Raw genomic sequence first — 20,409 nt, 5'->3', positions numbered from 1 at the left:
TCAGCGCACCAGGCGCAGCGCCGCCGCCTCGATCGCCTGCTCGCTCAGCAGGACCGTGTCGGCGGCCGGGCCGAGCGGGACGAAACTGTCCGCGCTGGTGACTCGGGCCAGCGGACCGCGGTAGCCCGCGTCGACCAGCGCCGCGAACACCGACTCCGACACCCCGCCGCCGCGGCGGGTCTCGTCGGCGACCAGGACCCGGCCGGTCGCCTCGGCGTGCCCGAGCAGACCGGCCACCGGCAGCGGATTCAGCCATCGCAGATCGAGCACCCGGGCCCGGATGCCCCGGGCCGCCAGCCGATCCGCGACCCGCAGGCTCATCGGCACACCGTTGCCGAAGGTGACCACGGTGAGATCGGTGCCGTCGCCGTGGCAGCGGGCCGCGCCGATCGGCACATGCGCCGAAGCCGGTGCGGCGAGCCAGGATTCGTCGCCCGGATGCAGATCCCTGGTGTGGTACAGGGCGATCGGTTCCACGAACAGGCAGACCCGGCCGTCCACCCTGGCCGCGGCGACACAGGTGCGCAGCATGGCCGCCGCGTCGTCGGCGCGGGCCGGGACCGCCACCACGACACCGGGGATGTCGCGCAGCGCGGCCACGGAATCGTCGTTGTGGAAGTGGCCGCCGAAACCCTTCTGGTAGGCCAGCCCGGCGATCCGCACCACCATCGGATTGCGGTACTGCCCGGCCGAGAAGAACGACAGCGTCGCCGCCTCACCCCGGATCTGGTCGGCGGCATTGTGGACATAGGCGAGGTACTGGATCTCCGGGATCGGCACGAAACCCGCGAGCGCCGTGCCGAGCGCCGTGCCGAGGACGGTCTGCTCGTCGAGCAGCGTGTCGAACACCCGCCGGGCGCCGAACCGCTTGCGCAGTCCCTTCGTGACGCCGTAGACGCCACCCTTGCGGCCGACGTCCTCCCCGAAGACGAGGACGTCCGGGTCGCGGGCCAGCAGCTCGCCGAGGGTGTGGTTGATCGCCTGCGCGAGTGTCATCCGCCGGTCGGCGCCCAGCGCGGCGGGCTCCGCCGCGCGCAGGACATCCGCGCGGACCGCGTCGGGACGCGCGGGCGCGAGGGTGGCGGTCACCGCGGCCGCGGAATCGAGGCGGGCCTCGGTGACGACCTGCTCCGCCGTCTCGGCGACCCGGGCGCCGATGCGCTCGTACCGGTCGAGCAGGTCGACCGCGTCGGCGATGCCGGTGCCGACGAGATAGCGGGCGGTGCCGAGGACCGGATCGCGGGCCAGACCCGCGGCGAGCTCGGCCGGGCCGCGGTAGGCGGCCTCTACGTCGGAACCCGCGTGCCCACCCAGGCGCACCGTGCGCAGGTGCAGGAACACCGGCGCCCGCCACGCGCGGGCCAGCGAGACCGCGTCCTCGGCGGTGGCGAGCGCGTCGGGCAGATCGCTGCCGTCGGCGGCGAGGTAGGTGAGGCCGGGGCGTGGGCCGTAGGCGCGTTCGATCCAGTCCGGCGGGGTCGGCACACTGATGCCGATCCCGTTGTCCTCGCAGACGAACACGATCGGCATCGGCACACCCTGATGGGAGGCGTGCACCGCCGCGTTGATCGCGCCCGCCGCCGTGGAGTGATTGGCCGAGGCGTCGCCGAAACTGCACACCACCACCGCGTCGGCGGGCCACGGGCACGCCACGCCCTGCCGGGCGGCCCGGTCCAGCGCGAACGCCACGCCGACCGCGCGCGGTAGCTGCGAGGCGATGGTCGAGGTCTGCGGGATGATCGCGGCGGCCTTGCTGCCGAACACCTTGTGCCTGCCGCCCGAGATCGGGTCGGCCGCCGCCGCGACCACGCCGAGCAGGACGTCCCGGATCGGGTCGGCGCCGGGAATCCGGCGGCACCGCTGCACGAAGAACGCGCCCGACCGGTAGTGCAGCAGGGCCGGATCGTCGACCCGGGTCGCGGCCGCCAGCACGGCGTTGCCCTCGTGCCCGGACGAGCCGATGCTGTAGAACCCCTGCCCGGCCGCGCCGAGCCGGCGCGCCGCCAGGTCGAGATGCCTACTGGTGACCTGGGATTCGAACAGCTCCAGTGCCTCGGCGGCGTCGATCTCCGGGACGCTGTCGGAACGGGCGAAGACGGCGAGCCCGGTCAGCGCGGTGCGGAAGGCCGAGTCCAGATCGAGCGAGCTCCTGCGCACTTCGGCCACCGCACTCACTCCTCGCGCCTGTCGAGTCGACGGCCGATGCCGCCGGCATGCCCTGGAGTCCGATGCTAGGCGGTGCCGCTCCGCGATCCGACGATATCGGCCGCCGGATGCCGGCGCGGAGTCTCCGACGGCGCCGCGGCCGCGTCGCGGGGGACCACCCACAGCGCCTCCGCGAGCGCGCACAGCTCACCGCCGCGGGTGGAAATCGCCACGCCGACGGTGTGTTTGCGGCCCTCGCCGCGAATCGCCCACCCGTGCACCACATGTTCGGCGCCCGCGGTGACCGGCCGGCGCTGACGCGCGGTGAGCGCCGCGGTCACCGCGCCCAGGGCCATGTCCTGGAACATCCAGGCGGCGAACCCGCCGGGGCAGTCCAGGGCCGACCAGACGATCTCCGGCGGCAGGTCCCCGTCGTCACCGGCCAGACCCGCGTCGGGGATCCAGGCGCCCGCGACGACGGGCCGGTTCGGCACCGGCCAGGTGAACAGGCGCAGACCGTGGCCGGGCGCGCACTCGACACCGCACCCGTAGCAGTCGGTGACCTGCCGCTTGGGGCTCGCCAGGGCGGCGGCGGTGGCCCGCTCGGCCGCCGACCAGGACGGCGCGGGTGGCGCGGTGAGCTCGAGGGTGGCGGGCAGGGCCCGCGCGAGCAGGGTCTCGTCCGCGTCGGTCAGCGTCGCGTGGCCCGGCTCGGCGGCGGGCAGCAGCAGCGGCGTGGCGACCGGAACGGCACGGCGGAAATCGACGCGCACCGTCTCGGCACCGGAACGCCGGGCCAGCAGGCCCGCCACATAGCCGCCGAAGGCCACCTGCGGATAGCCGTGCACGGGGTCCGGGATCGTCACGGTCTCGGTCTGGATCATGCTGGTGGTTCACCCTTTCGCCCGTCGAACACCCTCGACGATATCGGCGTGCCGCCCGCACCCGGGGCACGGGGCACGGGCCGGGGCCCCTCGGCAACGCGGAAGGGCCGGACCCGTGCGGTCCGGCCCTGTCCGTATCGGGCTATTCCTCGTCGGTGAGCAGATCCGAGGCGGCGGCCTCGTCGACCACCCAGGTGGTGGATTCGATGCCGACCGCGCCGGCCGACGGGACGTCGTCGGGGGAGGCGCCGTTGACGGCGGCCGCCACCGCGGCGGCCTTGCCCACCCCGCTGACCACCAGCATCACATGCCGGGAGCGATGCACCGCGGGCAGCGTGAGCGAGACCCGGGTGGGCGGCGGCTTCGGGCAGTCGTGCACGGCGACAACGTAATCCGTGGTCTCCCTGATCGCCGGAGAGTGCGGGAACAGCGAATTGACGTGCCCCTCCGGGCCCATGCCGAGCACGGTCAGGTCGAACTCGCCGCGCTCGTCCAGTTCGGTGTGCACGAGCTGGGCGTACGCGGCCGCCGCGGCCTCCGGCGAACCGTAGGTGCCGTCGGACGCCGCGATCGGGAACACGTGCGCCGGGTTCAGCGGGACGAAGTCCAGCAGCGCCTGCCTGGCCTGCAGTTCATTGCGATCGGGGTCGCCGTCGGGGACGAAACGCTCGTCGCCCCAGTAGACGTACAGGTTCGGCCAGTCGATCGCGCCCGGGTTCTGCCGCACCCGCTCCAGCAGCCGGATGCCGTCGCTGCCGCCGGTCAGCGACACCGAGGCGTGGCCGCGTTCGGCCTGGGCGGCGACGATCACCGCGACGAAGCGCTCGGCGGCCGCGTCGGCGAGCAGGTCGGGGTCGTCGTGCACCTCGATCGTGTCGGCGGGGAACTCGGCGCCCAGCTCGTCGGGCACATCGATGTGCTCACTCATAGGTCACCTTCTCGATTCCGGCGAGTGCCTCGGCGTAGATCTCGTCGGCGTCGAGCCGGCGCAGTTCCTCGGCGAGGCAGTCGCGAGTTTCCCGGCGCGCCAGCGCGATGCGCTGGTCGGGTTCACCGGTGCGGGTCAGCGTCGCTGTCCTTCCTAGTTGGGGCCGGCTGATGGCGATCGAATCCGTGCCGCGGCGCACTTCCACCCGCAGCTCACCCGTCTTGCGGACCACGGGACAGGTCAGGCGCGAGGCCAGCCAGCCCGCCAGGGTGTCGAGCGCGGGTTCGCTCGCCAGGCCCGACACGGTCACCGAGGTGACCGGCTCGAACGGCGGCTCGTCCAGCGCCGCGGCCAGCAGCGCGCGCCAGTAGGTGATCCGGCTCCACGCCAGATCGGTGTCGCCGGCCGCGTAGGAGTAGCGGCGCTTCTTGATCGCGGACTGCGGATCGCGCGCGAAGGTGGCGTCGGTGATCCGGCGCTTGGCCAGTCTGCCCACCGAGTCCAGCGACGGGAACTCCGGCGCGCCCCGCGGCCACCACGCCACCACGGGGGTGTCGGGCAGCAGGAACGGGGTGACCACGCTGCTCTCGTGGTTCACCAGCGGACCCTGCAACCGCAGCACGATCACCTCGGCCGCCCCGGCGTCGCCGCCGACGCGGATCTGGGCGTCGAGGCGGGTGTCGGCGTCGCGGTCGCCGCGGGCCAGCACGATCACCCGGCAGGGGTGTTCGCGGCTGGCGTCGTTGGCCGCGTCGATCGCGTCCTCGGCCTCGGAGGAGTCCAGCGTGCACACCACCAGGGTGAGCACCCGGCCCTGGGTGATCACGCCGTTGGTCTCGCGCAGCTGGACCATGCGTTTCGCGACGTCGGCGGTGGTGGTGTCCGGCATGTCGACGATCACGGGCGCCGCCATTCCCGCCCGCTGCGCGCGAGCATCTCGTCGGCCGAGCTCGGGCCCCAGGTGCCCGCCTCGTACGGTTCGGGCTTGCCCTCGGCGGCCCAGTGCGCGAGCACGGGATCGAGGATGCGCCAGGACAATTCGACCTCCGCGTTCACCGGGAACAGGGACGGCACGCCCAGCAGCACGTCCAGGATCAGTCGCTCGTAGGCCTCGGGGGAGGACTCGGTGAACGCCTCGCCGTAGCTGAAGTCCATGTTCACATCGCGCACCTCCATCCCCGAGCCGGGCACCTTGGAGCCGAAGCGCAGCGTGATGCCCTCGTCCGGCTGCACCCGGATGACCAGCGCGTTCTGGCCGAGTTCCTCGGTCATGGTCTGGTCGAACGGCAGGTGCGGCGCGCGTTTGAAGATCACCGCGATCTCGGTGACCCTGCGGCCCAGGCGTTTTCCGGTGCGCAGATAGAACGGGACACCGGCCCAGCGGCGGTTCTCCACGTGCACGGTGATCGCGGCGTAGGTCTCGGTCCGCGACTGCGGGTCGAAACCCTCCTCCTCGTGCAGGCCGACGACGTGCTCGCTGCCCTGCCAGCCCTCGGTGTACTGGCCGCGCGCGGTGGTCTCGTCCAGCGGCTCGACCAGCTTGGTGGCCGAGAGCGCCTTGATCTTCTCGGTGGTCAGCTGCACCGGCTCGAAGGAGGTGGGCTCCTCCATCGCGGTCAGCGCCAGCAGCTGCAGCAGATGGTTCTGGATGACGTCGCGGGCCGCGCCGATGCCGTCGTAGTAGCCGGCCCGGCCACCCAGGCCGATGTCCTCGGCCATGGTGATCTGCACGCTGTCGACGTAGTTGGCGTTCCAGATCGGCTCGTACAGCTCGTTGGCGAAGCGCAGTGCCAGGATGTTCTGCACCGTCTCCTTGCCGAGGTAGTGGTCGATCCGGAAGACCTGCTCCTCCGGGAAGACCCGGTTGACCAGCGCGTTGAGTTCCTTGGCGCTGGCCAGGTCGTGCCCGAAGGGCTTCTCGATGACCACCCGCCGCCACGGCAGGTAGCCGTCGGCGTCGGTGTCGGTGGGCTGGGCCAGCTTGTGTTCGGAGAGCTGGTCGAGCACCACCGGGAACATGTTCGGCGGGATCGACAGGTAGAAGGCGTAGTTCCCGCGGGTGCCGCGGTTCGCGTCGAGATCCCGCAGCGTGTCGGCCAGGGTCGCGAAGGCGGCGTCGTCGTCGAAACTGCCCTGCACGAACCGCAGCCCCTCCGCCAGGTGGTCCCAGACCTCCTGGCGGAAGGGGGTGCGCGCGTGCTGTTTCACCGCGTCGAGCACGACGGCGGCGAAGTCCTCGTCGGCGTAGTTGCGCCGGGCGAACCCGACCAGGGCGAACCCGGGCGGCAACAGCCCCTGGTTCGCCAGGTCGTAGATGGCCGGCATCAGCTTCTTACGGGACAGATCTCCGGTGACACCGAAGATCACCATGCAGCAGGGACCCGCGATGAAGGGGACCCGTTTGTCTCGTTCGTCGCGGAGCGGGTTATGCCACAGCCCCGTCGCCCGATCGGTCGATGCTGTGCCGGCCATCGGGTCAGTTGCCTCCCGCCGCCGCGGCGTTGCCCAGCTCGGCGGTGGTGGCGTCGAGCAGCTCGTTCCACGCCTGCTCGAACTTGTCGACGCCCTCGCGCTCGAGCAGCGCGAACACGTCGTCGAGGTCGATGCCCACCGCGGCCAGGTCGGCGAAGACCTGCCCGGCCTCGACGGCCTGCCCGCCGAGGGTGTCGCCACGCACCTCGCCGTGATCGGCGAAGGCCTGCAAGGTCTTCTCCGGCAACGTGTTCACGGTGTTCGGGCCGACCAGCTCGGTGACGTAGAGGGTGTCGGAGTAGTCCGGGTTCTTCACCCCGGTCGACGCCCACAGCGGCCGCTGCCGGTTGGCGCCCTGCGCGGCCAGGTGGTTGTAGGTGGAGGTGTGCGCCCCACCGTCGAACACGTCCTGGTACTCCGCGTAGGCCAGGCGGGCGTTGGCCACGCCGGCCTTGCCGCGCAGCGCGAGCGCCTCCGGGGTGCCGATCGCCTCCAGCCGCTTGTCGATCTCGGTGTCCACGCGGGAGACGAAGAACGAGGCGACCGAATGGATCCGGGCCAGGTCGTGGCCGCCGATCTGGGCGTTGCGCAGGCCGTCGAGGTAGGCGCCCATCACCGCGCGGTAGCGCGGCACCGAGAAGATCAGCGTCACGTTGACGCTGATGCCCTCGCCGATCACCGAGGTGATGGCGGGCAGGCCCGCCTCGGTGGCCGGGATCTTGATGAACAGGTTCTTGCGGTCGACGATCTTCCACAGCTCGATCGCCTGGGCGACCGTCTTGTCGGCGTCGAAGGCGAACCGCGGGTCGACCTCGATCGAGACGCGGCCGTCGACGCCGTTGCTGGCCTCGAACACCGGCGCGAGCACGTCGCAGGCGGCGCGCACGTCGTCGGTGGTCATGGTGCGGATCGCGGCGTCGGCGTCGGCGCCCTGCGCGGCCAGCTCTTTCAGCTGCCCGTCGTAGTCGTGGCCCTTGCTCAGCGCGGCCTGGAAGATGCTCGGGTTGGTGGTGACACCGACGACGCTGCGGGTGGCGATCAGGTCGGCGAGGTTGCCGGACTCGATCCGCTCACGGGACAGGTCGTCGAGCCACACCGAGACGCCCGCGGCCGAGAGCGCGGCGAGATTCTCGTTCTGTGCCATGGTTTTACCCCTTCACCTTGTCGGTCGACCGCAGCGCGGCGGCGACGACGGCATCGGCGGTGATACCGAACTCGGAGTACAGCTTCTTGAAGTTGGCCGAGGCACCGAAGTGCTCGATCCCGACGACCTCGCCGGCGTCACCGACGAAGCGGTGCCACGGCATCGCGATGCCGGCTTCCACGGCGACCCTGGCGCGCACCGACGGCGGCAGCACCTCGTCGCGGTAACCCTGCTCCTGCGCGTCGAACCACTCCACACACGGCATCGAGACCACGCGGGTCGGGATGCCCTGCTCCTCCAGGGTAGTGCGCGCGGCCACCGCGAGCTGCAGCTCGGAACCGGTGCCGATGAGGATCACCTGCGGCGTCCCGGTGGACGCCTCGGCGAGGACGTAGCCGCCCTTCTTGACACCCTCGTAGCTGGTGCCCGCCAGGGTCGGGATGTCCTGCCGGGTCAGCGCCAGCGCGGACGGGCCGTCCTGGTGCGGGGCGTCGTAGGTGTGGAAGTGCGAGGTGTGCTCGTCGGAGTCGCGCTCGAGGATGGTGCGCCAGGCGTGCACGGTCTCGTTGGCGTCGCCGGGGCGCACCACGTTCAGGCCCGGGATCGCGCGCAGCGCGGCCAGGTGCTCGATCGGCTGGTGGGTCGGGCCGTCCTCGCCCAGACCGATGGAGTCGTGGGTCCAGACGTAGATGGCGGGCACCCGCATCAGCGCGGCCAAGCGCACGGCCGGGCGCATGTAGTCGGAGAACACCAGGAAGGTGCCGCCGTACGGGCGGGTCGGGCCGTGCAGCGCGATGCCGTTGAGGATGGAGCCCATCGCGTGCTCACGGATACCGAAGTGCAGGGTGCGGCCGTAGGGCTGCGCCTTCCACATGCCGGTGGAGATCGTCTCCGGGCCGAAGCTCGGCTGGTTCGGCATGGTGGTGTTGTTGGACTCGGCCAGGTCGGCCGAACCGCCCCACAGCTCCGGCAGTTCGTCGGCGACGGCGGCCAGGAACTTGCCGGAGGCCTTGCGGGTGGCCATGCCCTTCGGATCGGTCTCGAAGGTGGGCAGCGACTCGGTCCAGCCCTGCGGCAGCGAGCGGGCCTGCAGGCGGTCGAACAGCGCCTTGTTCGACGGGTTGGCCTCGGCCCACGCGTCGAAGCCCTGCTGCCACTTGGCCTTGGCCTCCGCGCCGCGGCCCAGCGCGCCCCGGGTGTGCTCGATGACGGCCGGGTCCACGTCGAAGGACTTCTCCGGGTCGAAGCCCAGCGCCTGCTTCACCGCGGCGACCTCGTCGGCGCCCAGCGCCGCGCCGTGCACGCCGCCGGTGTTCATCTTGTTCGGGGCCGGGAAGCCGATGATGGTGCGCAGGATGATGATCGAGGGCTTGTCGGTCTCGGCCTTGGCCGCGGCGATGGCGTTCTCGATCGCCACCACGTCCTCGCCGCCCTCGACGATCTGCACGTGCCAGCCGTAGGCCTCGTAGCGCTGGGCGACGTCCTCGGTGAAGGCGATGTCGGTGTCGTCCTCGATGGAGATCTCGTTGTCGTCGTAGATCACCACGAGGTTGCCCAGCTGCTGGGTGCCCGCGATCGAGGAGGCCTCGGCGGTGACGCCCTCCTGCAGGTCGCCGTCGGAGGCGATGGTGAAGACGAAGTGGTCGAACGGGCTGGTGCCCGGGGCGGCGTCCGGATCGAACAGGCCGCGCTCACGACGGGCTGCCATCGCCATGCCGACCGCGGAGGCCAGGCCCTGGCCCAGCGGGCCGGTGGTGATCTCGACACCGTCGGTGTGCCGGAACTCGGGGTGGCCCGGGGTGAGCGAACCCCACTGGCGCAGGTCCTCGAGGTCGGTCAGCTCCAGGCCGAAACCGGCCAGGTACAGCTGGACGTAGAGGGTGAGGCTGGAGTGTCCACAGGAGAGCACGAAGCGGTCGCGGCCGACCCAGCGCGGCTCCGCCGGGTCGTGGCGCATCGTGCGCTGGAATAGGGTGTAGGCGACCGGCGCGAGGCTCATCGCGGTGCCGGGGTGCCCGTTGCCCGCCTTCTGCACCGCGTCGGCGGCGAGGACGCGGGCGGTATCGACGGCCTTGGTGTCGAGGTCCGTCCAGTCGCTGGGGTAGTTCCGCTGAGTGAGGGCGCGAATGTCGTCTGTGACTGACACGACCGTGGTTCTCCTGACCTAGGTTTCGTCGACGGCGATACATGGCAGCGGCGATGGTGGCGGATGCGGATCGCACGCGGCCGGGGGTGCGTACCGATGTACAGCCATACCCTAGTGGTGGTGCTACACCGGATCGGCGCGAACCCTGGTTGTGAGTGTAGTGCCGATCACGGCGCGGTTCGCGGGTGTGCGCCGCCGTGACCGCCGGGCCCGGCGGCGATACGGTCGCGATGCCGTTCACCTGCATGTCGATGCCGGTTCACCGGACGACCGGCGGACGGACGGCGCGGTGACGGTCCCCACGGTGGGTGGGGCCTGGCGTGGAGCGGCACCGGCGTGGGTCTACCATCGTCTGTAGTAGTGGCCGCGCCGCAGCCGCGCGCTGCTCGTTCCAATGCCGGATGCGAAGCACAGCGTGCGAGGAGAAACAGTGCGGATCGATCCCCAGCCGGGTAGTAGCGGTGCGCACAATTCCTCCACCGCGCTCGCCGACCGGCTAGCCGGTGACGGCCTGGTCTCCAGGGTACTGCGCAAGCCGCTGGCCTACATCGCGCTCACCAAGCCGCGGGTCATCGAGCTGCTGCTCGTCGCCACCATCCCCACGATGTTGCTGGCCGACCGCGGCACGATCGACATCCGGCTGATCCTGGTGACCCTGTTCGGCGGCTGGATGGGCGCGGCCAGCGCCAACACCCTCAACTGTGTCGCCGACGCCGACATCGACAAGGTGATGAAGCGGACCGCGCGCCGCCCGCTGGCCCGCGACGCGGTGCCCACCCGGCACGCGCTGATCTTCGGCGTCACCCTCGGCGCGATCTCGTTCGCGTGGCTGTGGTGGCAGGCGAACCTGCTCAGCGGCGCGCTGGTGGTCGCGACGATCCTGTTCTACGTCTTCGTCTACACCAAGGGCCTCAAGCGCCGCACCTCGCAGAACGTGGTCTGGGGCGGCGCCGCGGGCTGCATGCCCGCCCTGGTCGGCTGGTCCGCGGTCACCGGGACCATCGGCTGGCCCGCGATCGTGCTGTTCCTGGTGATCTTCTTCTGGACGCCGCCGCACACCTGGGCGCTGGCCATGCGCTACAAGGAGGACTACCGCGCGGCCGGCGTGCCGATGCTGCCGGTGGTGGCCACCGAGCGGGCCGTCACCAAGCAGATCGTCATCTACACCTGGCTGACCGTGCTGGCCACGCTCGCCCTGGTCCCGGCGACCGGTGTCATCTACGCGGCCGTCGCCCTGGTGGCGGGTGCCTGGTTCCTGCTGATGGCGCACCAGCTCTACGCCGGTGTCCGGCGTGGTGAGTCGGTGAAGCCGCTGCGCCTGTTCCTGCAGTCGAACAACTACCTGGCCGTGGTGTTCTGCGGTCTGGCGGTCGACTCGGTGCTGGGCTGGGACACCGTGGGTAGTTTCCTCGGACTCTGATTCCTCGCGAACGACAGCGGCCGGGTGCGTAGGCACCCGGCCGCTGTCGTGTTCCGGCGGTCGTGCTGATCTGGCCCGATCCGTCGCGGTATTCCGCTGCCGGCGCGCGGGTCTCAGCGGCTCGCCGGTGCGTCGTCCCAGCGGCGTGCCAGGTGGCCGTCGGGACGGATCAGGATATGGGTGCCGGGGGTGGCGGCGTAGGCGGTGAAGGCGTGTCCGTGGGTGTCGACGGCGTGGACATCGTCGTTCGCTACCGCGAGCACGGGGCCTGCGCGGCATGGATGTCGACGGTGCGCAGACCGGACCGGTCGACTCCCGCATGGTGGGTCGGCGCGATGCCCGACGTCGCGGGCGCGAAACGCAACAGGGTCGCGTGCGGGCCGCGGAAGAAGTCGAAGAGCCGGACCGGCTCGCCCGTGGCGTCGGTGAGCGGTGCGTCGGGCGCGCGGTCACCGGCGACGAGTACACCCCGCGCACCGGGGGAGCGGTAGCTGATGTCGAGCTGACGGGTCTCGGGCCCGCGCCGCATCGCGTCCTCGTCGCCGTCGACGAGTTTGTCCAGGAGCTCGGTGCTCAGCCCGAGAACCCGGGCCGCGACGGTGCGGCGTTCGGGCTCGTAGGTGTCCAGCGGCGCCGGGTCGCCGTCGAGTGCGGCGGCGAGCTTCCAGCCGAGGTTGTAGGCGTCCTGGACGCCGGTATTGAGGCCCTGGCCGCCGGTCGGCGGGTGGACGTGGGCGGCGTCGCCCGCGAGCAGTACCCGGCCGTCCCGGAACCGGTCGGCGAGGCGGATGTTGGGGCGCCACACCGTGACCCAGGACAGTGCGCTCAGCGTCAGGCCGAGTCGCGGGGCATGCCGGTCGGCCAGTTCCTGGAGGGTGGCCAAGTCGGGCGACTGGTCCGCGGACAGCGGCGCGGCGAACTGGAAGCGGCGCCCGCCGGGCAGCGGTGACAGGGCGAAACCGGTCATCGGCTGATCGGCCGCGGCGGCGAACCAGTACCCGTACGCGTGGTCGAGCGCGTCGACGCGGACGTCACCGAGCAGCATCCGGATCGACTCGTCGGTGCGGCCGGTGAACGCGATCCCGAGCCGTTTGCGCACCGTGCTCGCGCCGCCGTCGGCGCCGACGAGATAGCGCGCGCGGACCGTCTCGGCGACCCCGTCGCGCACCAGGGACACGGTGACGCCGTCGGTGTCCTGCGTGAAATCGGCCACCGCCGTACCGAATTCGACCCGGCCGCCCAGTGCGCTGAGCCGGTCCCGCAGGATCGCCTCGGTCTCGGACTGGCCGAGCACCCAGCCGTTCGGGTACGGCACATCCGGCGTCGGGTCGACCGGCTCCGCCATCCGCCGCTCGCCCACGAACTCGCCGCCGAACCAGGCCCGCATGACGGGCAGGTCGCGGCCGGCGGCCAGCACCGCGTCGAGCACGCCGAGATCGTCGAACACCTCCAGCGTGCGCGGCTGGATGCCGTCGCCGCGTGACCCCTGGAAGGGCGAGTCGGCCCGGTCCACCACCCGCACCGCGATGCCGCGGCGGGCGAGGTCGACGGCCAGGGTGAGGCCGGTCGGACCGGCGCCTGCGACGAGTACCTGTTCGGACATGAGAACTGCCTCCTGACAAAGACTGAATTCAGATTCAGCGAATCTGAATTCAGTTTCAGTGTTGGTACCGTGTCCTGTCAAGGAGGTGCGGCGCGATGGCGGGCAGCAGACGCGAGAAATCCGCGGAGACCGAGCAGGCGCTCAAGGACGCCGCGCGGCAGGTCTTCGCCGAATACGGCTATCTGAACGCGAAGATCACCGACATCACCGCGGCCGCGGGCCGGGCGGCGGGCTCGTTCTACAACCACTTCGCCAGCAAGGAGGAACTGCTGCAGGCGCTGCTGGCCGATATCGCCGTGGCGAGCGACGAGCGCGCGGCCGACCCCGAACACAGCGGCGATTTCACCGACCCGGCGGCCATCCGCTATCACGTACGCGGCTACTGGACCTTCGCGCGCGAGCACGCCGCGGTCCTACGCGCGATCGGGCAGGCGGCCCAGGTCAACCCCGAATTCGCCCGCATCGTCGCGGAATTCGGATCGGCGCAGCGCGCGGACATCGCCGACCACGTGGCGGAATTCCCGGAGCGCGGATTACGGCTGCCGGGCACCGTCGACGCCAGCCTGGCGATGATGTTCGCGGCCGCCGACGGAATGCTGCGCATGGTCGAGGACGGGTCGGTGACCATCGCCGACGACGAGGCGATCGAGTCGATCACCCGCTTCGTCTACCGCGGAATCACCGGCCGCGACTACTGACCGCGCGCTAGGGCAGCAGGACGAGGGATCCGGTGGTCTCGCGGGCGGCGAGATCCCGGTGGGCCTCGGCGGCGTCGGCGAGCGGGTAGGTGGCGCCGATCCGCAGGGTCAGCGTGCCCGCCGCGATCGCGTCGAAGACATCCGCCGCGCGCCACAGGAACTCGGTGCGGGTGCGGGTGTAGGCGCCCAGGGAGGGACGGGTCAGCCACAGCGAACCGGCCGGGTTGAGCCGCTGCGGATCGAAGGGCGGCACCGGGCCGCTGGCGGCGCCGAACAGGGCCAGGGTGCCGCGCACGCGCAGCGCCGCCAGGCTCGCCTCGAAGGTGCTCGCGCCGACGCCGTCGTACACCGCGGCGACCCCCTCGCCGTCGGTGAGGTCGCGGACCCGGGCGGCCAGGTCGTCGCCGTAACGCAGGACCTCGGCGGCGCCCGCCTCGCGCGACAGCGTCTCCTTGTCGTCGGTGGACACCGTGGTGATCACCCGCGCGCCCTTGGCAGCGGCCATCTGGGTGAGCAGCAGGCCCACACCGCCCGCGCCCGCGTGGATCAGTACCGGGTCGCCCGGTTCGGGCCGGAACACCGATTCGATCAGATAGTGCGCGGTCATGCCCTGCAGCAGCGCGGCCGCCGCGACGGTCTGGTCCACGCCGTCGGGCACCTTGACGGCCACCTCCGCGTCGACGGCGACACGGTCGGCGTAGCTGCCCGGCGCCGCGGCCCAGGCCACCCGGTCGCCGACGGCGAACTCGGTGACCTCCGCGCCCACCGCCGCCACCACGCCGGTGCCCTCGGAACCCGGAATGTAGGGCGTGGCCTGCGGATACTGTCCGGTGCGGAAGTAGATGTCGATGTAGTTCACGCCGACGGCCCTGGTGTCGACCAGCAGCTGACCGGGCCCGATCCGCGGATCCGGCACCTCGACGTACCGCAGAACCTCGGGACCACCGTGCTCGGAAACCTGAATCGCGCGCATGAGTCTCCTTTGTACACCCCGTGTTCGACGCCACTCGACGGTGGACTCGCGAGTACCGGCCGGTAAACTCTGGCCCATGAGTGCAACCACCGTCGCCCCCGCCGCCGTGAAGGTGCCTGCCGAGGTCGAGAAGTCCGTCGTGAAGTTCGTCGCCGAGCACGGTGGTTCGGGCACGGCCGTCCTGCAGTACCTCGGTAAGCAGGGCGTGCGCATCACCCTGGTCGGCGCCGACGGCATCCTCGGCGACCGCGTGGTGGCCGACCTGGCGACCGCCAAGGCCCTGGTCGAGCGCGTCCACGGCCTCACCGAGGCCGACGAGTGGAACCGCGAGCTGGTTTCCGTGGTCACCCCGACCGCGTCGCACTGGAAGAAGATGGCGGGGTGGGTCGCCAACCAGACCCGCTTCCCGAAGGCGCGCAACTGGAAGCTCTTCGCCGGCGCCTGAGCCCGGTACACCGACACAGCCCGCGATCAGCGTGATCGCGGGCTGTCGTCGTTCGTGGGTCAGTGCGCGGCGGGCGCGGCGACCGGTGCGGGGGCGTCCACGGTTTCGCGGATCCGCAGGGAGGCCCACAGCGCGGCGGTGGCCGCCGTGGACGCCGCGGCGCCACCGACATGGATGGCGACCAGCGCGGCGGGGACGTCGGTGAAGTACTGGATCACTCCGACCAGCGACTGCGACACCACCACGCCCAGCAGGACGAACAGGCGGGTCCGGATGGCCGGGGTGATCCCGACGGCGAACAGGCCGAAGGCCAGGCCGATCAGCAGCGCGAGATAGCCGACCAGCAGCTGCGAATGCAGGTGCACCAGCGTCACGATCTCGACTTCGAGCCGCGCGACCGGCCGTTCGATGCTCTTGTCACCGGCATGCGGTCCGGCCGCGGTGACCAGCGTGCCCGCGATCAGCACGCCGGCGAGGGCGACCCCGCTCAGCGCGGTCAGCCAGCGCAGGGGAGCGGGCACCTGCACGGTGTCGATGCCGTCGTCGGGTTCGCCGATCTTGGCGAACAGCACCACCGCGAGCCACACCATCACCATCGAGGCCAGCAGGTGCACGGCCACCGTCCACCACAGCAGGCCGGTCCGCACGGTGATGCCGCCGATGATCGCCTGCACGACTGTGCCGCCGGGCATCAGCCACGCGTAGACCAGCACCTCGCGCCGCCGCCGCGCGCGCACCACGGCGAGCACGATCAGCGCCGCGCACAGCGTCACCGCGAAGGTGAGCAGGCGGTTGCCGAACTCGACGGTCTGATGGATGACCGGCACCTCCGAGACCCCCACGGGGGTGAAGCTGCCGGGGAAGCACTGCGGCCAGGTGGGGCAGCCCAGGCCCGACGCGGTGACGCGCACGACGGCACCGGTCACCGAAATACCGGCCTGGCTGAGGATCACCGCGAACGCGATGATCCGCTGCACCCGCAGCGAGGGGAGCGGCAGCCGGTCGACGAGTCCCAAGAAGGCGCGATACAGCACGTCACGATGGTACTGGCCGGAAATTCTCGGCCGATACCAGGGCTACTACATTGCGTCGTTGATCACTCAGGCGAAGCGGAACAGCCGGGTCGCGAGCCAGCCGCAGACCAGGCCCCAGACCGCGAGCACGGCCACCGCGAACCAGTCGACCGTGCCCGACAGCGCCGATTCCAGCCCGAACGCCAGCGCGCCGGACGGGATCAACCGGACCAGCACGGTGAGCGCGGTGTGCAGCGAATCGCCCACGAGCACCAGGCTGGCGATGCCGAGCATGACGAACCACAGGATGTTGGCCAGCGCCAGCACCACCTCGGCCTTGAGCGTGCCGCCCAGCAGCAGGCCCATCGCGGCGAAGGTCGCCGTGCCCAGTGCGATCATCAGCGCGCCCAGCGCGAGCCCGGTGACTCCGGGACGCCAGCCCAGCGCCAGCCCGATCGCGCCGAGCAGGATCGCCTGCAACACCACGACGATCAGGACCGCGGCGCACTTGCCCGCGATCACGCCCCACCGCGGCAGCGGCGTGGCGCCGAGCCGTTTGAGCGCGCCGTAGCGGCGGTCGAAACCGACCGCGATGGCCTGGCCGGTGAACGCCGTCGACATCACCGCGGTCATCATCACCATGGGGACCACCTTGTCCACCCGGTGCTCGCCCAGCTCGCCGAACGGCAGCAGGGTGAGCCCGATCAGCAGGGTGATCGGGATAAACATGGTGAGCAGCAGCTGTTCGCCGTTGCGCAGCAGCAGTTTGAGCTCGAGCGCGGTCTGCGCCAGCAGCATCGCGTGCCGGGCGGCCGGGCGCGGGGCCGGGGCGAAGGTGCCGGGCAGGAACCGGCTGGTGGTCTCGGTCATCCGCGCAGGTCCCGTCCGGTCAGTTCGAGGAAGACGTCTTCGAGGCGGCGCTGGTCGATGCGGATGTCGGTGGCGAGCACGTCCATCCTGGCGCACCAGGCGGTGACCGTCGCCAGCACCTGCGGGGTGATCTCGCCCTCGACGAGATAGGTTCCCGGCGCGGTCTCGCGGGGTGAGAACCCTTCCGGCAGTGCCGATCTCAGCAGCGCGATATCGAGTTTGGCCGGCGCGCAGAAGCGCAGCTGGCCCGCGGCGCCGTGCGCGGTGACCTCGGCCGGGGTGCCCTGCGCGACGATCTGTCCGTGATCGATGATCACCAGCTGGTCGGCGAGCTGTTCGGCCTCGTCCATCATGTGGGTGGTGAGCACGACGCTCACGCCGTCGCGGCGCAGCGCGTCGATGAGTTCCCACACGATCAGCCGGGCCTGGGCGTCCAGGCCCGCGGTCGGCTCGTCGAGGAACACGATCTCCGGCCTGCCGACCAGGGCGCAGGCCAGCGCGAGCCGCTGCTGCTGGCCGCCGGACAGGCGCCGGTACGGGGTGCGGCGGTTGTCCTGCAGGCCGAGGGTCGACAGCAGCCAGTCGGGGTCGATCGGATCGGCCGAATAGGCCGCGACCAGGTCGAGCATCTCCCCGGCCCGCGCGCCCGGATAGGCGCCGCCGCCCTGCAGCATGACGCCGATGCGCGGGCGCAGCTGTTCGGAATCGGCGATCGGGTCCAGACCCAGCACCCGGACCGTGCCCGCGTCGGGCTTCACGAAGCCCTCGCACATCTCGACCGTGGTGGTCTTGCCCGCGCCGTTGGGGCCGAGCAGCGCGAACACCTGGGCCTGCTCGACCTCGAAGATCAAGCCGTCCACCGCGGTGGTCTCGCCGTAGCGCTTGACCACACCGTCGATGCTGACGGCGGGTCCAGGGCGTTTCGTCACGATGTCACACGGTAAGCCGTGCCCTCGTGTGACGGAGCCGACACCCCCGGCTGGGCCCGCCAGGGCAGGCTGTGCCGGGTCAGCGCGAAGAACAGGGCGAAGCAGACCGCGGCCGCCAGTGCGGCGCCGATGATCTGGAAGACCTGGAACTCCGCACCGCGCGGCATCACCAGCATCGAGACCACCGCCGAGAACGCGACGGCGGGCACGCGGAACACCGGCTGGGTCGCCCACGCGGCCAGCGGCACGATGGCCCACAGCAGGTACCAGGGCTGGACCACCGGGAACAGCAGCACGATCGCGCCGAGCGAGACACCGAGGGCGCCGACCGGATGCAGGCGCCCGGTCCCGGTCGCCACCAGCATCCGCACGGTGATGAAGGCCGCGACCGCCGCCGCGATGGGCCGGGTGATCGACAGCAGCGCGGTGGTGTGGTCGCCGAGGCCGAGCAGCACCCCGCCGAATCCGGTGATGATGCCGATGACCGTCGGCAGCGACATCCAGCTGCGCACCGCGTTCGCCACGCTCAGGGTGAAGACCCAGCCGAATCCGAGCCCGCTCGCCGCGCTCACGAAAAGGGTTGTCGCCCCGGCGATCGCGCCGAGCAGCACGGCGGCCTTGACCACCGCCTTCAGGCTGCCGCCCCAGCGCCGGGCCAGCGCCATGCCGACGAAGCCGAGCGCGATGATCGAGGTGAGCTTCACCGACGACGACAGCGTGATCACCACCGCGCCGCCGATCAGCAAGGCGTAGGCGCGCGCGTCGAAGGGCGTGAGGTCGGTGCCGATGAGCCGGTCGGGCTTTCCGCCGTTGCCGTAGATCGCCCGCAGCATCAGTTCCGTGCCCGCGAGCATCAGCCCGAGCATCAGCGCGTCGTTGTGCACGCCGCCGACCAGGTGGAACAGCACCAGCGGGTTGGCCGCGCCCAGCCACAGCGCGCTCACCGGGGCCACTCCGCAACGCACCGACAGCCGCGGCAGCGCCCACACGATGAGCGCGACACCGGCCAGCGCCAGCAGCCGGTGCACCCAGACCCCGGCGATGATGTTGTCGCCGGTCAGCCCCGCGATGCCGCGCCCGATCCACAGGAACAGCGGACCGTAGGGCGCCGGGGTGTCGCGCCAGATGGTGGGCACGTTGTTGGTGAGGACGTTGTCGATGCCCAGGCCCGCGACCGGACCCTCCGCGTACGGGTCGATGCCGCGCGCGGCGATCTCGCTCTGCGCCAGATAGGAATAGACGTCGTTGCTGAACATCGGCGGGGCCACGCTGAGCGGGATGATCCACAGCAGCAGCGTCCGGTCCAGCTGCGAGCGGGTCAGCCGGTGCACGGGCGAGCCGGCCAGCCCGCCGATGGCGAACCGGCCCAGCAGCAGCCAGGCGCCGATCACCAGGACGGTGCCGAACATGCACATGGCCAGCGAGCCGGTGTGCGCCCGCGCGAAGATGCCGAGCACCCGCACGCCCGACACCGGGTTCTGGTGGACCGGCTGGGCGCCGATGCCCAGGGCCGCGATCGCCATCAGGACCGCGCCGGTGGCGCCCATCAGCCGGATCCGGTCCAGTTGCGCGCGTTCGCGCCGATCCAGACCGGGCACTTCGCTCTCGTCGCGGTGCAGCACCGCGACGGTGTGATCGGGCGTCGGCACGTCGAACCCGAGGGCCCGTCGCCCGAACGCCAGTGTCTTGCGCGCCGCGCCCTCCAGTACCGCCACGAAGAGGGAGCCTAGTGCGATCGGTCACCGCGGGTGGCCGGGCCCGCTCGACCGGCGCGGATCGGCGCCGCTACCGGGGCAGGGGCGCCTCGCTGACGGTGGGCGCGGGCCCGAACGTCACCATGGGCCGGTTGCCGTCCAGCACCAGCGCCGCCGCCACCGCGACACCGAGGCAGACCGCCGCGATCACCCCGAGCGAGGCCCAGCCGAGGGTGCGCGCCGCCTCCGGGGTGCGCGCGTGCAGCCAGGTGGGCACGAACAGGATGCCGAGCGCGGCGAGGGTGCCCGCGGCCAGACCGCCCAGGTGACCCCACAGCGAGATCCCGGGTAGCGAGAAGCTGATCAGCACGTTCACGCCGATGACGACCAGCATCGGCGTCGGGCTCTGCCGCAGCCGGATCAGCGTCACGGTGACCGCGCCGAACAGGCCGTACACCGCGCCGGACGCGCCCGCGGTCGCGCTCAGCGAGTCGGCCAGCGCCATCACCGCCGCCGAACCGCCGAGCAGCGAGACGAAATACACCGCGGCGAACCGCACCCGGCCCAGCACCCGTTCGAGGTCGCGTCCCACGACGTAGAGCGCGAACATGTTGACCAGCAGGTGGATCGCGCCGTAGTGCAGGAAGCCGGAACCGAGCAACCGCCACCATTCGCCGTCGGCCACCAGCAGCGGCACCAGCACGAACTCCCGGAAGAGCGCCGAGCCGCGATAGTTGTCCATCGGGCTGCCCGCCTGCGCGGCGGTGACGAGATAGACGAGCACGTTGATCGCGATGAGCGCGTAGGTGACATACGGCACCGCGGCAGCGCCGGCGGGCGCGCCGCCGACGGTGCGGACCTGCCGCACGTCGCGCTGCCCCTGCCGCATGCAGTCGACACAGTGCTGGCCCACCGACGCGGGCCGCAGGCAGTCGGGGCAGGCGGGCCTGCCACACCGCGTGCACGCGAGTCCGGTGGGTCGATCGGGATGGCGGACACAGGTGGCTGCGGGCGGGGTGGACACCCTGCCATCGTGCCACGGTCG

The 20,409-nt window shown here is 71.4% G+C and carries 18 protein-coding genes; 3 read left to right on the top strand and 15 right to left on the bottom strand.

What is annotated here, in order from left to right; genetic code table 11:
* The 7 genes from EL493_RS24340 to tkt form a co-directional block, all read right to left on the bottom strand.
* Entirely contained in the window at positions 1-2,166 is a 2,166-nt protein-coding gene (locus tag EL493_RS24340; RefSeq protein ID WP_019047772.1) for a thiamine pyrophosphate-dependent enzyme, read from the bottom strand.
* A gap of 65 nt (positions 2,167-2,231) precedes the next feature.
* Positions 2,232-3,029, bottom strand: a complete 798-nt coding sequence (locus tag EL493_RS24335) for a PaaI family thioesterase (RefSeq protein WP_019047771.1) — start codon at positions 3,027-3,029, stop codon at positions 2,232-2,234.
* Positions 3,030-3,171: 142 nt separating this feature from the next.
* Positions 3,172-3,957 carry a 6-phosphogluconolactonase gene (gene pgl, locus EL493_RS24330; RefSeq protein WP_019047770.1) on the bottom strand — a complete coding sequence of 262 codons (786 nt, stop codon included), beginning with the start codon at positions 3,955-3,957 and terminating at the stop codon, positions 3,172-3,174.
* The gene (gene opcA / locus EL493_RS24325; RefSeq protein WP_022566303.1) at positions 3,950-4,858 is read right to left on the bottom strand and encodes a glucose-6-phosphate dehydrogenase assembly protein OpcA; all 909 of its coding nucleotides are present in this window, start codon (positions 4,856-4,858) and stop codon (positions 3,950-3,952) included. Before opcA ends, pgl begins: the two co-directional genes overlap by 8 nt.
* Positions 4,855-6,429, bottom strand: coding sequence for a glucose-6-phosphate dehydrogenase (gene zwf / locus EL493_RS24320; protein ID WP_022566304.1), 1,575 nt, complete (start codon positions 6,427-6,429; stop codon positions 4,855-4,857). The genes opcA and zwf overlap by 4 nt, the downstream gene beginning before the upstream one ends.
* A 4-nt stretch (positions 6,430-6,433) precedes the next feature.
* Positions 6,434-7,573 carry a transaldolase gene (gene tal, locus EL493_RS24315; protein ID WP_019047767.1) on the bottom strand — a complete coding sequence of 380 codons (1,140 nt, stop codon included), beginning with the start codon at positions 7,571-7,573 and terminating at the stop codon, positions 6,434-6,436.
* A gap of 4 nt (positions 7,574-7,577) precedes the next feature.
* Positions 7,578-9,719, bottom strand: coding sequence for a transketolase (gene tkt / locus EL493_RS24310; RefSeq protein WP_019047766.1), 2,142 nt, complete (start codon positions 9,717-9,719; stop codon positions 7,578-7,580).
* 430 nt (positions 9,720-10,149) lie between these two features.
* Between tkt and EL493_RS24305 the strand changes: the two genes are divergently transcribed.
* Positions 10,150-11,139: a heme o synthase gene (locus EL493_RS24305; RefSeq protein ID WP_019047764.1), complete on the top strand. Its 990-nt coding sequence runs from the start codon at positions 10,150-10,152 to the stop codon at positions 11,137-11,139.
* 113 nt (positions 11,140-11,252) lie between these two features.
* Here the strand turns inward: EL493_RS24305 and EL493_RS32505 are convergent, their stop codons facing one another.
* Entirely contained in the window at positions 11,253-11,402 is a 150-nt protein-coding gene (locus EL493_RS32505) for a hypothetical protein (RefSeq protein ID WP_019047763.1), read from the bottom strand.
* Entirely contained in the window at positions 11,390-12,742 is a 1,353-nt protein-coding gene (locus EL493_RS24300) for an FAD-dependent monooxygenase (RefSeq protein ID WP_019047762.1), read from the bottom strand. Before EL493_RS24300 ends, EL493_RS32505 begins: the two co-directional genes overlap by 13 nt.
* Positions 12,743-12,837: 95 nt before the next feature.
* Here EL493_RS24300 and EL493_RS24295 point away from each other — a divergent pair, with 95 nt between their 5' ends.
* Positions 12,838-13,440, top strand: a complete 603-nt coding sequence (locus EL493_RS24295; protein WP_019047761.1) for a TetR/AcrR family transcriptional regulator — start codon at positions 12,838-12,840, stop codon at positions 13,438-13,440.
* A 7-nt stretch (positions 13,441-13,447) separates the two neighbouring features.
* Here EL493_RS24295 and EL493_RS24290 read toward each other — a convergent pair whose 3' ends face one another.
* Entirely contained in the window at positions 13,448-14,413 is a 966-nt protein-coding gene (locus EL493_RS24290) for a quinone oxidoreductase family protein (RefSeq protein ID WP_019047760.1), read from the bottom strand.
* A 76-nt stretch (positions 14,414-14,489) separates the two neighbouring features.
* On the opposite strand from EL493_RS24290, the gene EL493_RS24285 reads away from it, so the two are divergent.
* Positions 14,490-14,858, top strand: a complete 369-nt coding sequence (locus tag EL493_RS24285) for a hypothetical protein (protein ID WP_019047759.1) — start codon at positions 14,490-14,492, stop codon at positions 14,856-14,858.
* A gap of 59 nt (positions 14,859-14,917) precedes the next feature.
* Here EL493_RS24285 and EL493_RS24280 read toward each other — a convergent pair whose 3' ends face one another.
* The 5 genes from EL493_RS24280 to EL493_RS24260 all read right to left on the bottom strand — a co-directional run bounded on the left by EL493_RS24280 (position 14,918) and on the right by EL493_RS24260 (position 20,253).
* Positions 14,918-15,892: a COX15/CtaA family protein gene (locus EL493_RS24280; RefSeq protein WP_019047758.1), complete on the bottom strand. Its 975-nt coding sequence runs from the start codon at positions 15,890-15,892 to the stop codon at positions 14,918-14,920.
* A 66-nt stretch (positions 15,893-15,958) separates the two neighbouring features.
* Positions 15,959-16,741 (bottom strand): ABC transporter permease, encoded by a 783-nt coding sequence (locus EL493_RS24275; protein ID WP_019047757.1) that lies wholly within the window; start codon positions 16,739-16,741, stop codon positions 15,959-15,961.
* Entirely contained in the window at positions 16,738-17,670 is a 933-nt protein-coding gene (locus EL493_RS24270) for an ABC transporter ATP-binding protein (protein ID WP_036836588.1), read from the bottom strand. Before EL493_RS24270 ends, EL493_RS24275 begins: the two co-directional genes overlap by 4 nt.
* Positions 17,667-19,385 (bottom strand): polyprenol phosphomannose-dependent alpha 1,6 mannosyltransferase MptB, encoded by a 1,719-nt coding sequence (gene mptB / locus EL493_RS24265; protein ID WP_019047755.1) that lies wholly within the window; start codon positions 19,383-19,385, stop codon positions 17,667-17,669. Before mptB ends, EL493_RS24270 begins: the two co-directional genes overlap by 4 nt.
* Positions 19,386-19,455: 70 nt before the next feature.
* The gene (locus tag EL493_RS24260; RefSeq protein ID WP_019047754.1) at positions 19,456-20,253 is read right to left on the bottom strand and encodes a rhomboid family intramembrane serine protease; all 798 of its coding nucleotides are present in this window, start codon (positions 20,251-20,253) and stop codon (positions 19,456-19,458) included.
* Positions 20,254-20,409 lie beyond the last annotated feature (156 nt).

This window comes from Nocardia asteroides (assembly GCF_900637185.1).
Taxonomy (GTDB): Bacteria; Actinomycetota; Actinomycetes; order Mycobacteriales; family Mycobacteriaceae; genus Nocardia; species Nocardia asteroides.
The sequence above is the reverse complement of the archived record's forward strand: the minus strand, read 5'-3'. Positions and strand labels throughout refer to the sequence as shown.

Bases quoted from the DNA above. Each gene is read 5' to 3' on its own strand.
- tal (WP_019047767.1), bottom strand. From the start codon at position 7,573: ATGGCACAGAACGAGAATCTCGCCGCGCTCTCGGCCGCGGGCGTCTCG.
- EL493_RS24285 (WP_019047759.1), top strand. From the start codon at position 14,490: ATGAGTGCAACCACCGTCGCCCCCGCCGCCGTGAAGGTGCCTGCCGAG.
- EL493_RS24290 (WP_019047760.1), bottom strand. From the start codon at position 14,413: ATGCGCGCGATTCAGGTTTCCGAGCACGGTGGTCCCGAGGTTCTGCGG.
- pgl (WP_019047770.1), bottom strand. From the start codon at position 3,957: ATGAGTGAGCACATCGATGTGCCCGACGAGCTGGGCGCCGAGTTCCCC.
- EL493_RS24260 (WP_019047754.1), bottom strand. From the start codon at position 20,253: ATGCGGCAGGGGCAGCGCGACGTGCGGCAGGTCCGCACCGTCGGCGGC.
- EL493_RS24295 (WP_019047761.1), top strand. From the start codon at position 12,838: ATGGCGGGCAGCAGACGCGAGAAATCCGCGGAGACCGAGCAGGCGCTC.
- EL493_RS24300 (WP_019047762.1), bottom strand. From the start codon at position 12,742: ATGTCCGAACAGGTACTCGTCGCAGGCGCCGGTCCGACCGGCCTCACC.
- EL493_RS24335 (WP_019047771.1), bottom strand. From the start codon at position 3,029: ATGATCCAGACCGAGACCGTGACGATCCCGGACCCCGTGCACGGCTAT.
- EL493_RS24275 (WP_019047757.1), bottom strand. From the start codon at position 16,741: ATGACCGAGACCACCAGCCGGTTCCTGCCCGGCACCTTCGCCCCGGCC.
- zwf (WP_022566304.1), bottom strand. From the start codon at position 6,429: ATGGCCGGCACAGCATCGACCGATCGGGCGACGGGGCTGTGGCATAAC.